Raw genomic sequence first — 19,434 nt, 5'->3', positions numbered from 1 at the left:
ACCCGATGCAAGCCCCTTCCCCGAGCGAGCCGCTCACGCCCGACGCCGCGCGCTGGTCGGCGGTGGCTGAGTGGTACCACGCCTATTTCACCGGCCTGGTGATGACCATGGTCACGCGCAAGAGCAGCCGCGAGGCGGCCGAGCTGGTGTTCCACATCTTCCGCCGCCAGCACACCGAGAAATTCCTGCCCGGGCTCACCAAGCTGGGCCTGGAGGGGCTGCCGCCGGCCGTGGCCGCGGCGCGCTACCACTACCTGTCGAACGCCATCGGCGGCGTGCATGTCGAGTATTTCGAGGAGTCGCCGAAGAAGGTCTGGGTGCGCTACCCGCCGCCGCGCTGGGCCTGGCAAGGCACGGCCATCTGCGCCATTCCCGGCGAGGTGTCGCGCGCGGTGCTGCGCGGCTGGCATGCGCACAACGGCGTGTCGCTGGGCAGCCGCCGGCTGGGCTTCGTCTGCACCAAGCAGACCATGGACGGGCAGCCCGGCCTGGAGGGCTACTACTGCGAGTACGAGCACGACATCGAGCCCGAACAGCGCCTGGTGTTCGCGCGGGGCGTGGAGATGCCGCCGGCCGATCCGGCGCTGGCGCCCACGCTGCCCACGGCCGACTGGCCGCTGGAGCGCCGCCAGAAGGCGCGCCGCAACTACGCCATGGAGTACATGCGCACCGGCCTGCAGGAGCTGGTGGGCCTGTGCGGCCCGGTCGATGCGCAGTACCTGGGCGGCGTCACCGCGCGCTTGATCGGCATGCAGTTCCATGCGGCCACGGCGCAGGCGCTGGGCCTGGCCGACCGCGGCGATGCCGGCCAGTTCGCCGACTTCATGGTGGCGCTGGCGCAGGCCCAGGGCGATGCCGCCGAGCGCGTGGCGGATATCGACGGCGCCCCCGGCGTGCGCCAGACGAGCTGGAAGCTGATGGAAGGCATCGCCGACCTGCACCCGGCCGCCTTCCTGGCCTGGAACGAGCTGCTGGTGGGTGCGCTGGCCGCGCACAACCGCTTCCTCGACCTGGTGGTCACCCGCCGGTTCGACCAGGGCGACGGCTGCTTCGAATGGCGGATCCGGCCGCGCAACCGGGCCCGCTGACAACGCGCCCGCAAGGGCTGCGATCCGCAGGTGCAAGGGCCGTCAGAGCCCCACCCCTGAACTGACCCCAGGAGACACTCCATGAACACCAGGCGATTCATCGTTGGCGCCGCGGCCTGCCTGGCCCTGGCCGGCCACGGCACCCAGGCCCAGGACAAGTACCCCGGCAAGCCGATCCGCATCATCTCGCCGCACCAGGCTGGCTCCACCACCGAAACCTTCGGGCGGATGATGACCGTCGACATGGGCGAGCTGCTCGGCCAGCCCATCGTCATCGAGGCCAGGCCCGGCGCGGCGGGCACCATCGGCGCGCGCGAGGTGGCGCACAGCCGGCCCGACGGCTACACCGGCCTGATGAACGCCTCGATCCAGGTCATGTACCCGGGCATGTTCAAGCAACTGCCCTTCGATGCGCAGAAGGACTTCGCGCCGGTGGGCATCTTCGGCTTCGCGCCGATGGTGCTGGTCGTGGGTGCGGGCTCGGGCATCACCAGCTTCCAGGGCCTGCTGGAGCAGGCCCGCGCCGCGCCCGGCAAGCTGTCGTTCGCGTCGGGCGGCCTCGGTTCGCTGCCCCACCTGGTAGGCGAGCTGGTCAACCTGAAGGCCGGCGTGAAGATCAGCCACGTGCCCTACAACGGCACCGGGCAGGCGCTGACCGACGTGATCGGTGGCCACATCGACGTGCTCTACGCCTCGGTGGCCAGCGCCGCGCCGCTGATCCAGAGCGGCAAGCTGCGGGCACTGGCCGTCACCTCGGCCCGGCGGGTCGAGCTGCTGCCGCAGGTGCCCACCATCGACGAGCAGGGCATTCCCGGCTTCGACGTGACCTCGTGGTATGCGCTGTGGCTGCCCAAGGGCACACCGGCCGGCGTTGTCGCCACGCTGAACCAGTCCATGCGGGACGCCACGCGCAAGCCGGCCGTGCAGGCCCGCATGCGGGACAACGGCGTGATCCCCAGCCAGCTGACAGCCGAGGAGTTCAGCCGCTTTGCCGCCCAGGAGGGCGAGAAGTGGCTGGCGGTGATGAAGCAGGCCGGCATCCAGCCGAACTGAGCGCCGGGGCCGCCGTTGCCCAGACCCTGCATCAGCGCCGGGGCCGCCGTTGCCCAGACCCTGCATCAGCGCCGCGACAGCCCCTTGCCCTGCAGCACCGGCACCTGGGCCAGCCGCTCGCGGGCAAACTCCACGAAGGCCCGCACCTTGGCCGGCGCGCGGCGCCCGGCCGGGTAGACGATGTGCACCGGCACGGGCGGCTGCTCGTACTCGGCCAGCACGATGCGCAGCCGGCCCGCGCGCAGGCCCGCCGCCGCCTGGTAGGCCAGGCAGCGCGTGAGGCCCAGTCCGGCCTCGGCCGCGGCCACGTCCACCTCGTTGCTGTTGCTGATCCAGCAGATCTGCGGCTGGCCGACCAGCCCGTCCTTGAACACCCAGGGCGCCACCGCCCGCGCATCGGGCGCGATGCCTATGGCCCGGTGGCCGGACAGCTCGCCCGGATGGCGCGGCTCGCCATGCTCGGCCAGGTAGGCGGGCGAGGCCACCACCAGCTTGCGCAGCGCCCCCACCGGCAGCGCCGTGAGGCCCGAGTCCGGCAGGTGGGCGATGCGCACGGCCACGTCCATGCCCTCGTCCAGCAGGTGCACCAGGCGGTTGACGAACAGCGTGCGTGCCTGCACGCGCGGATGCGCGGCCAGGAAGTCCTGCACGATGGGCGCCACATGGCAAATGCCGAACATCTGCGGCGCGGTGATGGCCAGTTGCCCCTGCACCTCGGCCTGCGCGCCGCTCACCGCCTGCTCGGCCTCGTGCAGATCGCCGAGGATGGAGCGGCAATCGGCCAGAAAGCGCTCGCCCGCCTCAGTCAGCCGCACCATGCGCGTACTGCGCTGCAGCAGCAGCACGCCCAGGCGCGCTTCCAGCGCGGCGATGGCCCGGGTGGCCGCCGCAGGCGAACGGCCCAGGCTGCGCGCGGCCGGCGCAAAGCCGCCGGCATCGGCCACGGCGACGAAGCAGCGCAGGGTGTCGAGGTGGTCCATGGTTTCGAGGCTTGCAATTGTGAAATGCGAACTATCGCAATTTGCATGGCGCGGCGCAATGGCTACGGTAAAGCCCCCGGCCAATGCAGCAGCCATGCCTGTTGACATTGACATGAGGTCAAGCCTGAAAGTGCAGTTTCCAACCACTTCCCACAGAGAGAGCCACATGATCGTTTTCAACGTCCAGGACATGACCTGCGGCCACTGCGCCGGCGTCATCAGCCGCGCGCTGGCCCAGACCGACCGCGCGGCCCAGGTGCAGATCGACGTGCCCGCCCGGCAGATCCGCATCGCCCCTTCGGCCGACACCGATGCCGAGGCCCTGGCTGACGCGATCCGCGAGGCCGGCTACACGCCGGTGCAGATGGCCGAGCCCGCCGCCGCTCCGGCGCCGGCCGGCGGCTGCTGCCGCCGCTGAGGCGCCCGCCCAACCGGGGCCACGGCGGCCCCGACCCGCCACCGAGCAAGGACACGCAATGAACCAGCCCGCCCACCACCACCAGCACAACCACGCGGCGCACAGCCATGGACACCAGCACCAGCACCACCACGCCGCCGCGGCACCCGTGCCCGCTGGCGCAAAGGACATGGAATACACCTGCCCCATGCACCCCGAGGTGCGCCAGATGGGCCCCGGCACCTGCCCGCTGTGCGGCATGGCGCTGGAGCCAGTGCTCGCCACCGCCGATACCGGCGACAGCGCCGAGCTGCGCGACATGGCGCGGCGCTTCTGGATCGGCCTGGCGCTGGCGCTGCCGGTGTTCGTGCTCGAGATGGGCGGCCACCTGTTCGGCATCACCCACTTGCTGGCCCCGCAGGCCTTGAACTGGGTGCAGCTCGCGCTGGCCACGCCGGTGGTGCTGTGGGCCGGCTGGCCCTTCTTCGTGCGCGGCTGGCAATCGGTAGTCCACCGCAGCCTCAACATGTTCAGCCTGATCGCGCTGGGCACCGGCGCGGCCTGGGTCTACAGCATCGTCGCCACGCTGGCGCCGCAGCTCTTCCCGGCCAGCTTCCGCGTGGCCGATGGCGCGGTACCGGTCTATTTCGAGGCCGCGGCGGTGATCACCGTGCTGGTGCTGCTGGGCCAGGTGCTGGAGCTGCGGGCCCGCGAAAAAACCTCGGGCGCGATCCGCGCCCTGCTCGACCTGGCGCCGAAGACGGCGGTGCGCGTCAAGGACGACGGCAGCGACGAGACGGTGCCGCTCGACAGCGTGGTGCCCGGCGAGAAGCTGCGCGTGCGCCCCGGCGAAAAGGTGCCGGTGGACGGCGAGCTGCTGGAGGGCAAGGGCACGGTGGACGAATCGATGGTCACCGGCGAGCCGATGCCCGTGGCCAAGGCGCCGGGCGCGAAGCTCACCGCCGGCACCATGAACCAGACCGGCGGCTTCGTGATGCGTGCCGACAAGGTGGGTGCCGATACGCTGCTGTCGCAGATCGTGCACATGGTGGCCTCGGCCCAGCGCAGCCGCGCACCCATCCAGCGCATGGCCGACCAGGTGGCCGGCTGGTTCGTGCCGCTGGTGATCGCGGTGGCGGCGCTGACCTTCGCGGCCTGGCTGCTGTGGGGCCCGAGCCCGGCCTTCTCGCACGCGCTGATCGCGGCGGTGGCGGTGCTGATCATCGCCTGCCCGTGTGCGCTGGGGCTGGCCACGCCCATGTCCATCATGGTCGGCGTGGGCCGCGGCGCGCAGCTCGGCGTGCTGATCCGCGACGCCGCGGCGCTGGAGCGCATGGAAAAGGTCGACACCCTGGTGGTCGACAAGACCGGCACGCTCACCGAGGGCAGGCCCAGGGTGACCACGGTGCAGCCGGTGCTGGGCGTCGAGGCCGACGAGCTATTGCGCCTGCTGGCCAGCGTGGAGCGCGCCAGCGAACACCCGCTGGCCGCCGCCATCGTGGCCGAGGCCCAGGCACGCCAGCTCGCGCTGTCGCCGGTGGACGACTTCGACTCGCCGGTGGGCAAGGGCGTGGTCGGTGTGGTCGATGGCGCGCGCATCCTGTGCGGCAGCGCCAGGTTCCTGGCCGAGCAAGGCGTGGACGTGGCCATGTTGCGCGATGCAGCCGAACGGGTGAGCGCCCAGGGCGCCACGGTGATCTTCGTCGCCATAGCCGGCCGCCCGGCCGGCTTCGTCGGCATCGCCGATCCGGTCAAGGCCAGCACGCCGGCCGCGCTGGCGGCCTTGCGGCGCGAGAACATCCGCGTGGTCATGCTCACCGGCGACGGCCGCCTCACCGCCGAGGCGGTGGGCCGCGAGCTGGGCATCAGCGACGTAGTGGCCGAAGTGCTGCCGCAGGACAAGGCCGCCGTGGTGCAGCGCCTGCAGGCCGAAGGCCGCGTGGTGGCCATGGCCGGCGATGGCGTCAACGACGCACCCGCGCTGGCCGCGGCCGACGTCGGCATCGCCATGGGCACTGGCACCGACGTGGCGATGGAAAGCGCCGGCGTTACGCTGCTGCACGGCGACCTGATGGGCATCGCCAAGGCGCGGCGCCTGTCGCAGGCGACCATGGGCAACATCCGCCTCAACCTGTGGTTCGCCTTTGGCTACAACGCGCTGGGCGTGCCGGTGGCCGCGGGCCTGCTCTACCCCTTCTTCGGCATCCTGCTGTCGCCGGTGGTGGCCGCGGCGGCAATGGCGCTGTCGTCGGTGAGCGTAATCGCCAATGCGCTGCGGTTGCGCGTGAGCCGCATTACCGATTGAGCGGGGCACAGCGGCCACTATTGCGGCATCTGCAATTTTGAAATGCTGTGCACCACCATTTACGCAAAACTGCGCAATAGCTACCGTGGAGCCCTCTGTCACCACCTTCTGGAAAAAAGGAATCCCGCCATGGCTCCCACCCAAGCCCTCAAGCTCTACCGCATGGCCATCTCCGGCCACTGCCACCGCGTGGAGCTGCTGCTGTCCCTGCTCGGCCTGCCCTACGAAACCCTGGACCTGGACCTGCGCCAGGGCGAGCAGCGGCGCCCCGAATTCCTGGCGCTCAATGCGCTGGGCCAGGTGCCGGTGCTGGTAGACGGCGACCTCGTGCTGTCGGACAGCAACGCCATCCTGGTCTACCTGGCGCAGCGCTACGCACCCGGCAGCCACTGGATGCCGCAGGACCCGGCGGGCCAGGCGCGGCTGCAGCGCTGGTTCAGCCTGGCGGCGGGCATGCTCGGCCCCGGCGTAGCCGGGCCGCGCTTTGCCGCGATGATCGGCCAGCCGGTGAGCGAGGCCGCGCAGGCCACAGGCCGGCGCCTGCTGGACTTCATGGAGGCCGAACTACAGGGCCGCGACTGGCTGCTCGGCGGCACCGAACCCAGCCTGGCCGACCTGGCCATGGTGGGCTACACCTCGCAGGCCGGCATCGGCGGATTGCCGCTGTCGCCCTACCCGCGCATCAGCGCCTGGGTGGCCCGCGTGCAGGCCCTGCCGGGCTATGTGCCGTTGCCTGACCGGATCGCGGAGGCCGCATGATCGACACGGCCGAAGCCTTCCACGCCGGCGAACAGGCCCTGCAGGCGCGCGTGGGCGTGCGCGAGCGCATGGCCGCCAACGGCCCGCTGCTGCTGCGCGACCACATGCCCGACCAGCACCGCGAGCTGTTCGAGAAGCTGCCTACGCTGCTGCTCGGCGCACTCGATGGCCAAGGCCAGCCCTGGGCCACCATGCTGGCCGGCGCGCCGGGCTTTGTGCAGACTCCGGATGCGCACAGCATGCAGATCGGCGTGCGCCCCGACGCCGCCGATCCCGCACTCGCCCATCTGGCCGTGGGCGACCCGGTGGGCCTGCTGGGGCTGGAGCCGCACACGCGCCGGCGCAACCGCATGAACGGGCACGTGGCGGCGTTCGACGCGCAGGGCCTGGCCATCGATGTGGTGCAGAGCTTCGGTAACTGCCCCAAGTACATCCAGGCCCGCGAGCCGCTGGTGCAGCCGCATCCGCCCGAAGTACCGCAGCCGCTCGGCCCCGCGCTCAATGCCGCCGCGCTGGCCCTGCTGGCCGGCAGCGACACCCTGTTCATCGCCAGCGCTTCGGCCCCCCGGCCCGGCCAGGCGCGCAGCGATGGCGTGGATGTTTCGCACCGCGGCGGCGAGCCCGGCTTGGTGCGGGTGGAGCACGGCGCGCAAGGCGTGGTGCTCGCCATGCCGGACTACCCCGGCAACCAGTTCTTCAACACCCTGGGCAACCTGGCGCTGCACCCGCGGGCCGGCCTGCTGTGCGTGGACTACGCAGGCGGCGGCCTGCTGCACCTCGCCGCCGAGGCCGAGATCCTGTGGGATGCCGCCGCCTGCGCCCCGTGGCCCGGCGCGCAGCGCGCGCTGCGCTTCAGGGTTCTGGGCGGGCTGTGGCGCCCCCACGCCCTGCCCTGGCGCTGGACGGCGCCGGTGGCGGCGCCGCAGTTTCGGGTGATGCGGGAGCAGGCGGCTTGACCCACCCATTGGCGAGTGCGGCCGATCAGTGGGCACAAAGGCACTTCTAGCTCCGCAATGGCTTCTTAATCGCTAAAGCTGCGGTTGGCAGAAACCACAATTCGGCGGCGTCAGGGATTGCTTGGCATCTTGACTGCTACCAGCTTCCAGCTCATCAGCCCATCACGCTTGAAGATGAAGCCGCCATCTTCATTCTTGGGGTGTACATACACCTTCGACCAGCCCTGGTAGACCACCGTGAAGTCCTTGCGCAGTTCGGTTCTGCCGGTGGTGTCCGCCCCAGCGGCGGTCGCATCCCGGGGCCTGCCGACCTGACCGTTCTTGAGCATCAGCATCACGCCAGCCGGTGAGACAAGGGTTTCCGTCATCCGATCGACCAGCCCCATGGCCAACACCTGCCCAAAACCGGCAAACGGGTTGTCTTTCATGGATGGAGTATTCAGCTGAGCCTCCATCTTGACGAGCATGTACCCCTTGACGCTTTCACGCAACGCAGGAAAGTCCACATGCTCGGACACCGCGTCGGCATCCTTGTTCTCGACCGCCTTGGCGATGCTGCGCAGCGTGAGATAGGGCGAGGCGTACAGCAACCCTGCAGCCGCGATACCAGCGGCGACTGCAGCCAGGGCAATTTTTGATTTCATGACTCATCCCTACTACGCTCATCGTCTCAGGACGCGGCATCCATGTACCAGTTCTGCATCATTTCTGCCAGCTCTTCGGGCCGTTCTGACTCGGCCAGCAGCATGAGGTCCGATTCCTTGAGCTTGTAGGACATGTTGTCCCACCACTTCTCCCAGGCATACACGCTCGCACGTGGCAATGTATTGGCAGACGGCACCAGAATTGCAATGCCTAGCTGCTCGCGAGGGCGCAGCCTGTTGAACATCACCAAATCGCTCATGCTTGTGCTGAAGTTGAGTTGAGCCTTCTCCAAGCTCACATAGCTGGCCGAGACAATACTGCTGGCGATCTTTGAGTCATCGTAGTTAACATCAAAGGTGTGCACCGCATCTCCATCCATCAACCGGTAGAAATCCCCATCTTGATGAACTGACTCAAACAAAACCCCCAGCCGCACCTTGAGCAAGTCTGCCAGCTGAGCCCTCAACTCGAGCTGCGGCACTCCGGCAGAACGAGGCTTAGGCTCTAGCTTGGTGACCGTCACCACACGGTCGAAAGTACGTGCCAGCACCGATAGATGATCAGTTCCACTTGCGTACTGCCCCTGACCAAAGCGAATCTGCGGGCTCGAGCTCTCATATCTAGCAATTGCAAAGTCCTTGGCTCGCTGCAGATCTATCAGCAATTCATTGCGCAGCCACCCCCAAGTCTCTTGGCTGAAGCGATTGCCATAAAAGCACTTGAGACGAGTCGCATCTTCCGCGACACGAAATCCCAGCAGTCGCCCCTTGGCACTTAGCGCCACACCAATAACAAAAGACTGGGGGACATCCAGTTCTGGCTGAAATTCAATGGTGTGCCACTTGCCCACAAAGCCAGGAGCCTCACTGTCCACAGAATTTGCCAACGCGCCAAGATCGATCATGTCAATGCCCCTACACGCTGCTGCATCCAACGCTCAGAGCAGCGCTCACCAATAAAGCTCAAGATTCGGTTTGCGTAGGCCGTACCCTTGGGTACGGAGAACAAACGCCCCAGCAATTGGCCGATCTGCTTACGGCAGACATCTAATGCCCCGGCATGCCCGTGCGAGTGCGCAATCATCGCATCAGTAATTCGCGCCAGTTCGTCAGACGAAAGTTTCCGGCCCGCATGCGCTCGTCGAAGCATTCGAAAGGAATCGCCATTCTCCGCCAGATGCTGCAAATCAGCCGCCATCCAGTTCTGCCTCGCAAAAACCTGCTCATGGTCTATGGGCACACAACTGCCGCGGCCCCGAAAGAGAATGTTGCCTGTATTGCGGTCCTGATTATGCAGAAGCTCATCGAATGCGGCGATGCCAGCACCAGCATCAGTGCGTAAAAGATCCAGCCACTTGGTATCGGCCTCACTGCCCGAAAATAGCGCACAAATGCTAGAAAACTCTAGCTTCTGCGCTGCCCAGGCAAGTACATAGCCCTCAGAAACCAAGTCTTTAGGCACTGCCTTACTTCCAAGTACTGCTTTGGCCTTTTCCTCTGTCATTACCAAAATTCCCGCATTTTTCGGTGATGCAAGTCCAGCTGCTCGCAAAAATAACCAGGCAATCGCTTCATTGCAGACACCAATGCCATCTGGCGGCATCAGCTTGACAACGCTAACTACGCCTGCCCGCTGCACCGGATAACGGATTTCTGCCAAGTGTATGGACGTATTGGCACCACGATGACTCAGCTTGTCTACGTAGTTCAAATAGTCGTGATCGTTCAAGACAGGGAATGTACTCATATAGCAGGGCTCATTTCTTGCTCTTCTTGAGATTGATCGTCACACAAATCGCATTGTCAGCATCTAGGGTGCTTCGGGATAGAAGCGTGCGCCGGCCAAGTTAGTCGTTGGGCACATTAGACCTAAGTCCAGCTATTACCGCGAGTACCTCGGCATTGGGGTTTGCACCCCTTCCCACGCTACCGAGATGCACCGCATATGGATCCAAAAAATGCGGCGATCGATAGTGCAATGTAATTACCCTCATCCGCAGGACATTCGCTAATATGGCTTGGGCGTTCAACAGATATTTATTGAAATTCTGCAAATTTCCAGCGACTATGAAGGCCCGTTGTCACCAAATAGTACTGCCTATAGTACATGCACCGAAGCTAAACCATCATTCGGCGCCAACACGCAGAGCCGATGAACTAAAAACCGATCCCGTTCTTTGCCAAGGGAGCGTGATCGCCTGCATCCATCCATTCAAACCGCCCCTCTACTGCTGCAACTGCGCCCACACCTTGTCCAGCCGCTTGGCGCTGACCGGGTACGGCGTACGCAGCTCCTGCGCGAAGAAACTCACGCGCAGTTCCTCCAGCATCCAGCGGTATTCCTGCATGCGCGCATCGACCTGGCCCTTGCGCTCGGCCACCAGGCGCCAGTAGCGCTGCTCCAGCGGCTGCAGTTCCTTGAGCTTGGCGGCGTCGCGGGCCGGGTCGGCGCGGTACTTGTCGAGGCGCGTGGTGATGGCCTTCAGATAGCGGGCGTAGTGCTGCAGCTGCACCCACGGCGCGATGGCGATGAAGTTCCTGGGCACCAGGCGCTGCAGCTGCTGGCTGGCGTCGGCCGTGGCGTCGGGGGCGTTCTTGGTGTCCTTGATCTTGCGCTGCGCGGCGGCGTATTCCACCAGCACGGTGCCGGCCATGCGGGCGACCTCGTTGGCGATCAGGGTCAGGCGCGAGCGCCCGTCCTGCACGCGTTGCTTGAACTGCTCGGCGTTGGTGGGCAGCGGCTCCTGCAAAAAGGCGCGGTCGATGGCCACGTTGATGATCTGCTCGCGCAGTTCCTCCTGCGTGCCCAGCGGCATGTAGGCCACGGCCATCTTCTGCAGGTCGGGGATGTTCTTCTCCAGGTACTTGAGCGCATCGCGGATCTGCAGCGCGAACAGGCGCCGCAGGCCCAGCGCATGTCGGGTGGCCGCCACCTCGGGCTCGTCGAAGACCTCGATGCCGACCGCGTCGCCGCCGTCGATCAGCGCGGGAAAGCCGATCAGCGTCTGGCCGCCCTTCTTGATCTCCATCAGCTCGGGCAGCTCGCCAAAGCTCCAGTCGGTATGGCGGGCCTCGGCCTGCATGCTGGGCGCCTGCGGCTTGGATGCTTCTTTTTTAGGAGCTTGTTGCGCTTTCTGTTGGCCGGATTCAGATGGTTTTATATTGGAATCCGGCTTTTCATCATCGCTACCAGCTATCTTTAATGAAGCAAGCGCCTGGAAGGCGCCGCGCGCCTTGGCGCCCCATTGCGACTTGAGCGCGGCGAGCTGGCGGCCCTGGCCGAGCTGGCGGCCGTGCTCGTCGACCACGCGCAGGTTCATGAACAGGTGCGGGCTGAGCATGTCGAGCTTGAAGTCGGCGCGCTTCACATCAAGCGAGGTCTCGTCGCGCACCTGCTTGAGCAGCACGTCCGTGAGGCTGCCCTGGCCGAAGCGCTCGGGCGCGTTGAACAGCTGCGCCAGGCGATCGGCGTTCTCGGCCAGCGGCACGAAGCGGCTGCGCGGGCGCTGCGGCAGGCTCTTGAGCAGGGCCTGGATCTTGTCCTTGAGCATGCCGGGCACCAGCCATTCGGCGCGCTCTTCGCTCACCTGGTTCAGCACGAAGAGCGGCACCGTCACGGTGATGCCGTCGCGCGCGTCGCCCGGCTGGTGCAGGTAGGTGGCCGTGCAGTCCACGCCGCCGAGCTTCACCGTCTTGGGGAAGGACGCGGTGGTGATGCCCGCGGCCTCGTGGCGCATCAGCTCGTCGCGGGTGAGGCGCAGCAGCTCGGGGTTCTGCGCGCTCGCGGCCTTCCACCAGCGCTCCAGGTCGCGGCCGGTGCACACGTCCTGCGGGATCTGCTGGTCGTAGAAGGCGTAGATCAGTTCCTCGTCCACCAGCACGTCCTGGCGGCGGCTCTTGTGCTCCAGCTCCTCGACCTTGGCGATCAGCTTCTGGTTCGCGGCCAGGAAGGGCAGGCGCGTCTCCCAGTCGCCCTCGACCAGCGCCTGGCGGATGAAGATGTCGCGCGCGCCCTGCGGGTCGACACGGCCGTAGCTGATGCGGCGCTGGCTGTAGACCACGATGCCGTACAGCGTGGCTCGCTCGTAGGCCGCGACCTCGCCCTGCTTCTTCTCCCAGTGCGGGTCGAGCAATTGCTTTCTGAGCAGGTGCGCGCCCACCTCTTCGAGCCACTGCGGCTCGATGGCGGCCACGCCGCGGCCGTACAGGCGCGAAGTCTCGACCAGTTCGGCCGCGACGATCCAGCGGCCGGGCTTCTTGGCCAGGTGCGCGCCCGGGTGCGGGTGGAAGCGGATGCCGCGCGCGCCGAGATACCCATCGCCCTCGTCGGTCTTGAAGCCGATGTTGCCCAGCAGACCCGAAAGCATGGACAGGTGCACCGCCTCGTAGCCCGCGGGCTGCGGGTTCAACGGCCAGCGCTGCTCGTTGACCACGGTGAGCAGCTGCGAATGGATGTCGCGCCACTCGCGCACGCGGCGGATGTTGATGAAGTTCTGGCGCAGCAGTTGCTCCCACTGGCGGTTGCTGAGCTTGTGGGTAGCGTCGTCCTCGCCGTGTTCCGGCAGGGACTCCCTCGCCCCCTTGGGGGAGAGGGTCGGGGTGAGGGGGGTGCTCCCACCAGCACCATGCCGGTTCTTTGCGCCGCCGCCCTCACCCCGGCCCTCTCCCGCTTGCGGGAGAGGGGGTGACACCGCGCCCGCGCTGCGTTGGGCTACCGGCAAGAACGCCGCGTTGCGCCCCACGGCGGGCGCTGGCGCCGCCTGCGCCGCCATCTGCTTGCGCGTGAGCGCCACCACCTTGCCGCCGCGCGCATCGCCCAGCCACTTCCACAGCCGCAGGTAGCCGCTGAATTCGCTCTTCTCGTCGTCGAACTTGGCATGCTGCTGGTCGGCCTGCTGCTGGGCCTCCAGCGGGCGGTCGCGCACGTCCTGCACGCTCAGCGCCGACGCGATGATCAGCACCTCGGACAGCGCGCCGCGCGAGCGCGCCTCGACGATCATGCGCGCCACGCGCGGGTCCAGCGGCAGGCGCGACAGCTCGCGGCCCATGGGCAGCAGCTCGCCGCGGTCGTCCACCGCGCCCAGCTCGCCCAGCAGCTGGTAGCCGTCGGCGATCGCGCGGCCCGAAGGCGATTCGAGGAAGGGGAAGTTCACCACGTCGCCCAGGCCCAGCGCCTTCATGCGCAGGATCACGCCGGCGAGCGAGCTGCGCAGGATTTCGGGATCGGTGAATCGGGGCCGGCTGTTGAAGCCGGGCTCGTCGTACAGGCGGATGCAGATGCCGTTGGCCACACGGCCGCAGCGGCCCGCGCGCTGGTTGGCCGCGGCCTGGCTGATCGGCTCGACCAGCAGCTGCTCCACCTTGCTACGGAAGGAATAGCGCTTGACGCGCGCCGTTCCTGCGTCAATGACATATCTGATGCCCGGAACGGTGAGCGAGGTCTCGGCCACGTTGGTGGCCAGCACGATGCGCCGGCCGGTGTGGCCGTCGAAGATGCGGTCCTGCTCGGCCTGCGACAGGCGCGAGAACAGCGGCAGCACCTCGGCGCTGCGCAGCACCGGCGAGTGCTGCAGATGCTTGCGCAGGTGGTCGGCCGCCTCGCGGATCTCGCGCTCGCCGGGCAGGAAGACCAGGATGTCGCCGCCCGCGCCGCCGGCCCACAGCTCGTCCACGCCATCGGCGATGGCGTCGTTCAGGTCGAAATCCTTGCTCTCCTCGAACGGGCGGTAGCGCATCTCCACCGGGTAGGTGCGGCCCGAAACCATGATGACCGGCGCCGGCCCGTCCTTGCCCTCGAAGTGCTTGGCGAAGCGCTCGGCATCGATGGTGGCCGAGGTCACCACCACCTTCAAATCGGGCCGCTTGGGCAGGATCTGCCGGATGTAGCCCAGCAGGAAGTCGATGTTCAGGCTGCGCTCGTGCGCCTCGTCGATGATCAGCGTGTCGTAGGCCTTGAGCAGCGGATCGGTCTGGGTCTCGGCCAGCAGGATGCCGTCGGTCATCAGCTTGACCGACGCGTCCTTCGAGAGCCGGTCCTGGAAGCGCACCTTGTAGCCCACCACGTCGCCCAGCGGCGTGTGCAGCTCTTCGGCGATGCGCTTGGCCACGCTGCTGGCGGCAATGCGGCGCGGCTGGGTGTGGCCGATCCACTGGCCGCGCGTGCCCTCGGGCGCATTGCAGCGCCCCCGGCCCAGCGCCAGTGCAATCTTGGGCAGCTGCGTGGTCTTGCCCGAGCCCGTCTCGCCGCAGACGATGATGACCTGGTGGCGCTCCATGGCCTCCATGATCTCGTCGCGGCGGCTGGATACGGGGAGTGACTCGGGAAATTCGATTTTCAACGGCATAACCGGGCGATTATCCCCGCGTCTGCCTTATCCCTGGCGCTCGCGCCCCACCCACAGCACCGCCAGCCAGCCCACCAGCGCCAATGCCAGCAGCACGCTCAGGTGAAACAGCGCGGCCTCCACCGGCGCGCCCAGCTGGTTGAGCCGCAGCGAGGCCTGGATGGCCGCCGTGCTCGGCGACAGCCAGCGCAGCCACTGCAGCAGCGTGGGCAGCGCCTCGGCGGGCCAGCTGAAGCCGCCCATGAAGGCCAGCGGGATCGAGGTGAACAGCAGCACCTGCATGGCGCGCTCGCGGTTGGCCAGCCACCAGCCCAGCAGCACGGCCAGGCCCGCGACGGCCGGCACGAACACCGCCAGCAGCAACACCGCGCCCAGCGGGTTGCCGCCGCGCGGAAAGTCGTGCCACACGAACATCCAGCCGAAGTAGTACAGGCCCGAGAGCCAGCCCAGCGCGCACAGCGCCAGCAGCCGCGCCAGCCACACGCGCGCCGGCGCGGCCGCCCGCCCCTGCTCGCGCCAGGTGCCCACCAGCAGCGCGCCGCCCATCAGCAGGGTCTGCTGCAGGATCAGCACCGCCACCGCCGCCACCACGAAGCTGCCGTAGCCCTCAGTAGGATTGAACAGCGCCTCCATCTGCAGATTGACCGGCGCACGGCTGCTCGCGGCCTGCAGGCCGCTCTGCCCGCCCGCGCGCAGGCGCCGCAGCTCGATGCCGGCCGACACCGTGCCCACGGCCTCGGCAAAGCCGTACTGCACCTGCTTGGCCGCCAGCGGGTAGGCGCCGTTCGCGTAGACCGGCACCACCGCCTTCTGGCTGCGCACCACGTCGCGCTTGAGATCGGCCGGCAGCAGCGCATAGCCCATGACCTCGCCGCGCAGCAGCGCCTGCTGCGCCTCGCCCTCGTCGCCGGTGACCAGGGCCACCGCGATGCGCGGGCTGGCCTCGGCAAAGCGCAGCACCTGCCGCGCCAGGCCGCTGCCGTCCTGCTGCACCACGGCCACGGGCACGCGCTGCACCACCTCCTGCCCATAGAACCAGGGGTAGAAGAAACCGTAGAGCACAGGCGCGCCCACCAGCAGCATGACCACGCCCTTGTCGCCGACGACGGCGCGCAACGCATCGAGAAAGACGCGCAGGAACGAGGAGCGCTCCGCCATGTCAGCGCCCTCCCCATTTGTCGGGGCGCCTGAGGCCCCGGCACAGGCCGGCCGTGGCCAGCAGCATCAGCACCAGCGTGGCCAGCACCAGGCCGCACAGGATGGGCAGGCTCTGCACGACGGGCGCGCCCATCTGGAACTGCTCGATCTGTAGCCGCGCATAGTGGGTGTACGGCATGGACAGCGCCCAGCCGCGCGCCGAATCCGGCATGGCCAGCAGCGGAAAGCCCACGCCGCTGAACGCGAACGCCGGCGCCGACAGCAAGCCCGCGCCCGACAGCGCGGTGCGCAGCGACAAGGTGAGCGCCGCGAGCAAGGCGCCCATGGCCAGGCTCACCGCAACCAGCGCCGCCAGGCCCAGCGCCACCCAGGCAAAGCTGCCGGCCACGGTCCAGCCGCGCCCCACGGTGAGCCACAGCAGCGCCAGCAGCCCGCACAGCGTGAGGCTCAGCCAGGGCAGCGCCAGCTTGCCGGCCAGCGCACCCAGCACGGCGGACCAGCTCGCGGGCCGGCCGCCCGTGGCCTCGTCCATCCAGGCGCCCAGCGTGCGGTCGCGCAGCTCGCGCCCCACGCCCCAGGCGCCGGCCGTCATGCCCAGGATGTGCAGCAGCGCCGGGATCAGCGCCGCCGCCAGGAACTGCTCGTAGTTGGTCGAGACGTTGAACAGCGACACCAGATTGGTGCGCACGGGCTCCATGCGCACCTGCAGCGCCTGGCGCGGGTCGCCGCGCTTGGCGCGGGCCTGCATCTCCACGCCGGCCGACAGCGTGCCCACCACCTGGCGCACGTCGCGCTGCACCAGGCTGGAATGCGTGGCGAGTTGCGCGTTGTGCATCAGCACCACGCTGGCAGCCTGGCCGCGCTTCACGTCGCGGGCGAAATCGGGCGGTATCTGCACTACCGCGTACGAGGCCATGGACTGCAGCTCCCACTGCGCCTCCGAGGCATTGAGCACTTGCGTGCGCACCGACAGGCCCGGCGTGGCGCCCAGCATGCGCACCAGTTGGCGAGACAGGGTGCTATGGTCCTGGTCCCAGACCGCGACCGGCAGCCGGTGCGGCAGGCCGGCGGCGAACATCCAGGCCAGCAGAAATACTGCCAGCAGCGGCACCCAGCTGACCATGGCCAGGTCCCAGGGCCGACCGCGCAGCAGCCGCCCTTCGCGGCGCAGGCTGGCGAGCAAGGGGTTGGGCATGGGGTTCAGCGCGCCGCTTCGACCACCACGCTCATGCCGGGCCGCGCGCCGGGGATGGGCTCGGCCGGCCGGGCCCGCACCTCGAAGGTGCGCGCGTCGAAGCCCTGGCCCGCGCGCGTGGCGCGCCAGGTGGCAAAGTCGGGCAGCACGCCCAGGTAGTAGACCTCGAACTGCGCCTCGCGCTGGTCCAGCGCCGGCAGGCGGCCGGCAAAGCGGCTGCCCTGGGCAAAGCGGGCCAGCTGGTCTTCGCGCACGTTCAGCACCACCCACTGGTCGCTTAGATCGACCACGGTGACCACGGCCACGCCCTGGGGCGAGAGCTCGCCCTCCTTGGCCAGCACCTGGCTGATCTCGCCGCCGACGGGGCTGCGCAGCTGGGTCTCTGCGCGCGCCGCCTCCACCTCGGCCACCACGCCCTGCACCTGGCGGGCCTGGGCCTGGGCGGCGGCCTTGTCTTCCTGGCGCGCGCCGCTGGTGGCCATGTCGTACTGGGCCTTCGCGGCCAGCGCCTGGTCGCGCGAGGCACGGTGGTTGGCCAGCGCCTCGTCGCGCTTTTGCGCCGCCACCAGGCCCTGGTCGAACAGGCTCTGCACGCGGCGGTACGAGGTCTCGGCCAGCTCGGCCGCGGCCTGGGCGCGCTGCCAGTTCAGGCGCGCCATCTGCACCTCCTGCGGGCGGGCTCCGGCCTGGGCCTTGTCGGCCACGGCCTGGGCGGCATCGCGCGCGGCTTCGGCCTGGGCCAGCTTGGCGCGCACCTCGGGGCTGTCCATCTCGACCAGCAACTCGCCCGGCTTGATTTGCTGCCCTTCCTTGACCAGCACCTTGGCGATGCGGGCCGTGACCTTGGGCGCGATGTCGGCCTCGCGCGCCTCCATCTGCCCCTGAAAATAGGCAGGCGCGGGCTGGGCGGCGCGCCAGAAGCCCCAGGCCACCAGCGCGACCACCAGCAGCACCACGGCTATGGCCGCGATGGGCCGCTTGCCGCGGGGCGGCGGCGCCGCTTCGTTGGAATCGGGAGTGGTTTGCGTGTCTGCGGTCATGGTGCGTCGGAGGGGATCTGGATGTCGGCCTGGGCCATGAAGCGCTCGAACGCCTCGCTCTGCCCGGAGCTTTCGAGCAGCGCGGCCAGCGCCTGCACATAGAGGTTGGCGCTCTCGGCGCGCTGGGTCTGCACCTTGGCCAGGTTGGTCTGCGCGTCGATCAGGTCGAGCAGCGTGCTGGTGCCCTCCTTGAGCCCGGCCTCGCGCAGGCGCAGCAGCTCGCGGGCCAGGTCTTCCTGCGCCTGCTGGGCCAGGTATTGGCGGCGCGCCTGCTCGGCGCCCATCCAGTTCTTCTCGACCAGCAGGGCTATGTCGCTGCGCACCTGGGCCCGCATCAGCTCGGCCTGCTCGATCTTGCGCTGCGACGAGGCCGCGAGCGCATCGCGGTCCACGCTGTCCCACAGCGTCCAGCGCACGGCCACGCCAGCTACCCAGTTGGGCTTGCCGCTGGTGGCCAGCTCGTGCGAGCCGAAGGCCAGCACCTGCGGCCGGCGCAGCGCCTCCTGCGCGTCGTGCAGCGATTCGGCCTGGCGCCGCTTGGCCTGCACCTTGTCGAGGCCGGGATGCCGTTGCTCGGCGGTGGAAACGAACTCCGCCAGCGGCGGCAGCGGCCGGCTGCTGACAAACAGCGGCGAACTCGGCAGCACCTGGGCCTGCGCCTTGACGGTGCGCGCCAGCGCGGTGGCGGCCAGGTCGGCATCGTCGCGCGCCTTGCGCGCCTGCTGCTCGGCATCGGCCAGCGCGGCGCTGGCCTGCAGGCGCTCGACCCGCGCGATCACGCCGGCCTTGAGCATGCCCTGCGCGGCGGCATCGTGCCGGCGCACGGCATCCAGCGCGCGCGAGCGCAGCCGCGCGGCACGCTCGGCCAGTTGCGCGCCAAAGTAGCGCTGCACCAGCAGCGACTGCAGCGACTCGCGGCTGCTGGCAGCATCGGCCAGGGCCTCGTCGGTGGCGGCATCGAGCCCGCCGCGCACCGCGTTCGCCAGGCCGCCCATGTACAGCGGCCAGACCAGCGACAGGCTGGCCGAGGCATTGTTCTTTTCGCGCTGCAGCCCGATGTTGGACGGCAGTTGCGGCAGGCCGGGCAGCGACTGGCCCAGCTCGGGCGGCAGCATGCCGAGCGTGCCGTTCAACATGCGGCGCGCCGGGTCGAGATCGAGGTCCGCGTTGACCGAGTAGCGGTAGGCCATGCCGGTCACCGCCAGCGATGGCCCGCCCAGCCCTTCGGTGCCCTGGCGGCGCAGGCGGGCGCTGTCCACCGCCTTGTTGGCGGCGGCCCATTGATCCGAGCGCTCGAGCAGGGCCTGCTGGGCCTCGGCAAAGCTCAGCGCGGGCTGCGCCATCGCCGGGCACAGGCCGGCCACGGCCAGGCAGCCGCCCAGCAACCAGCGCCGGCGCAGCGAAGAAGATGACGTCGGGGAAAGCATCATGGGGGTAGATCGTAGCGCCTTCACCATAGGCCTCAGACAAGCGATAGCGGCATGGTATCGCCATCGCCTGCCAGGCCCGACCCTG

At 68.5% G+C, this 19,434-nt stretch carries 15 protein-coding genes; 6 read left to right on the top strand and 9 right to left on the bottom strand.

Translation table 11 applies throughout. From position 1 onward, the window contains the following. Positions 1-5 precede the first annotated feature (5 nt). Together ACYVKR_RS18485 and ACYVKR_RS18480 are read left to right on the top strand one after the other, a co-directional pair. Entirely contained in the window at positions 6-1,088 is a 1,083-nt protein-coding gene (locus ACYVKR_RS18485) for a hypothetical protein (protein ID WP_460482424.1), read from the top strand. Positions 1,089-1,169: 81 nt separating this feature from the next. Continuing rightward, positions 1,170-2,141 (top strand): Bug family tripartite tricarboxylate transporter substrate binding protein, encoded by a 972-nt coding sequence (locus ACYVKR_RS18480; protein WP_460482423.1) that lies wholly within the window; start codon positions 1,170-1,172, stop codon positions 2,139-2,141. A 65-nt stretch (positions 2,142-2,206) separates the two neighbouring features. On the opposite strand, the gene ACYVKR_RS18475 is transcribed toward ACYVKR_RS18480, so the two are convergent. Further along, positions 2,207-3,121, bottom strand: a complete 915-nt coding sequence (locus ACYVKR_RS18475; RefSeq protein WP_460482422.1) for a LysR family transcriptional regulator — start codon at positions 3,119-3,121, stop codon at positions 2,207-2,209. Positions 3,122-3,287: 166 nt separating this feature from the next. Here ACYVKR_RS18475 and ACYVKR_RS18470 point away from each other — a divergent pair, with 166 nt between their 5' ends. From ACYVKR_RS18470 to ACYVKR_RS18455, 4 genes are all read left to right on the top strand, one after another. Further along, positions 3,288-3,539, top strand: a complete 252-nt coding sequence (locus ACYVKR_RS18470) for a heavy-metal-associated domain-containing protein (RefSeq protein WP_460482421.1) — start codon at positions 3,288-3,290, stop codon at positions 3,537-3,539. Between the two features lie 58 nt (positions 3,540-3,597). Beyond that, entirely contained in the window at positions 3,598-5,823 is a 2,226-nt protein-coding gene (locus tag ACYVKR_RS18465; RefSeq protein WP_460482420.1) for a copper-transporting P-type ATPase, read from the top strand. Positions 5,824-5,952: 129 nt separating this feature from the next. Beyond that, on the top strand, positions 5,953-6,582 hold the full coding sequence (locus ACYVKR_RS18460; RefSeq protein ID WP_460482419.1) for a glutathione S-transferase family protein: 630 nt from the start codon (positions 5,953-5,955) through the stop codon (positions 6,580-6,582). Continuing rightward, on the top strand, positions 6,579-7,538 hold the full coding sequence (locus ACYVKR_RS18455; protein WP_460482418.1) for a flavin-nucleotide-binding protein: 960 nt from the start codon (positions 6,579-6,581) through the stop codon (positions 7,536-7,538). The genes ACYVKR_RS18460 and ACYVKR_RS18455 overlap by 4 nt, the downstream gene beginning before the upstream one ends. Before the next feature lie 110 nt (positions 7,539-7,648). Here ACYVKR_RS18455 and ACYVKR_RS18450 read toward each other — a convergent pair whose 3' ends face one another. The 8 genes from ACYVKR_RS18450 to ACYVKR_RS18415 all read right to left on the bottom strand — a co-directional run bounded on the left by ACYVKR_RS18450 (position 7,649) and on the right by ACYVKR_RS18415 (position 19,262). After that, the gene (locus ACYVKR_RS18450; protein WP_460482417.1) at positions 7,649-8,182 is read right to left on the bottom strand and encodes a DUF2939 domain-containing protein; all 534 of its coding nucleotides are present in this window, start codon (positions 8,180-8,182) and stop codon (positions 7,649-7,651) included. Positions 8,183-8,208: 26 nt separating this feature from the next. Beyond that, positions 8,209-9,087, bottom strand: a complete 879-nt coding sequence (locus tag ACYVKR_RS18445) for a hypothetical protein (RefSeq protein WP_460482416.1) — start codon at positions 9,085-9,087, stop codon at positions 8,209-8,211. Continuing rightward, positions 9,084-9,929, bottom strand: coding sequence for a hypothetical protein (locus ACYVKR_RS18440; protein WP_460482415.1), 846 nt, complete (start codon positions 9,927-9,929; stop codon positions 9,084-9,086). Before ACYVKR_RS18440 ends, ACYVKR_RS18445 begins: the two co-directional genes overlap by 4 nt. A gap of 478 nt (positions 9,930-10,407) precedes the next feature. Then, entirely contained in the window at positions 10,408-14,526 is a 4,119-nt protein-coding gene (gene hrpA / locus ACYVKR_RS18435) for an ATP-dependent RNA helicase HrpA family protein (RefSeq protein WP_460482414.1), read from the bottom strand. A gap of 27 nt (positions 14,527-14,553) precedes the next feature. Beyond that, positions 14,554-15,684 (bottom strand): ABC transporter permease, encoded by a 1,131-nt coding sequence (locus ACYVKR_RS18430; protein ID WP_460482413.1) that lies wholly within the window; start codon positions 15,682-15,684, stop codon positions 14,554-14,556. Between the two features lies 1 nt (position 15,685). Beyond that, positions 15,686-16,879, bottom strand: coding sequence for an ABC transporter permease (locus ACYVKR_RS18425; protein WP_460482412.1), 1,194 nt, complete (start codon positions 16,877-16,879; stop codon positions 15,686-15,688). A gap of 5 nt (positions 16,880-16,884) precedes the next feature. Beyond that, positions 16,885-17,919, bottom strand: a complete 1,035-nt coding sequence (locus ACYVKR_RS18420; protein WP_460482411.1) for an HlyD family secretion protein — start codon at positions 17,917-17,919, stop codon at positions 16,885-16,887. Further along, positions 17,916-19,262 carry a TolC family protein gene (locus tag ACYVKR_RS18415; protein ID WP_460482753.1) on the bottom strand — a complete coding sequence of 449 codons (1,347 nt, stop codon included), beginning with the start codon at positions 19,260-19,262 and terminating at the stop codon, positions 17,916-17,918. Before ACYVKR_RS18415 ends, ACYVKR_RS18420 begins: the two co-directional genes overlap by 4 nt. Positions 19,263-19,434 lie beyond the last annotated feature (172 nt).

The organism is Comamonas humi, assembly GCF_054782535.1.
Note: the sequence above shows the minus strand (reverse complement) of the source record. Positions and strands in the feature narration are given on the sequence as shown.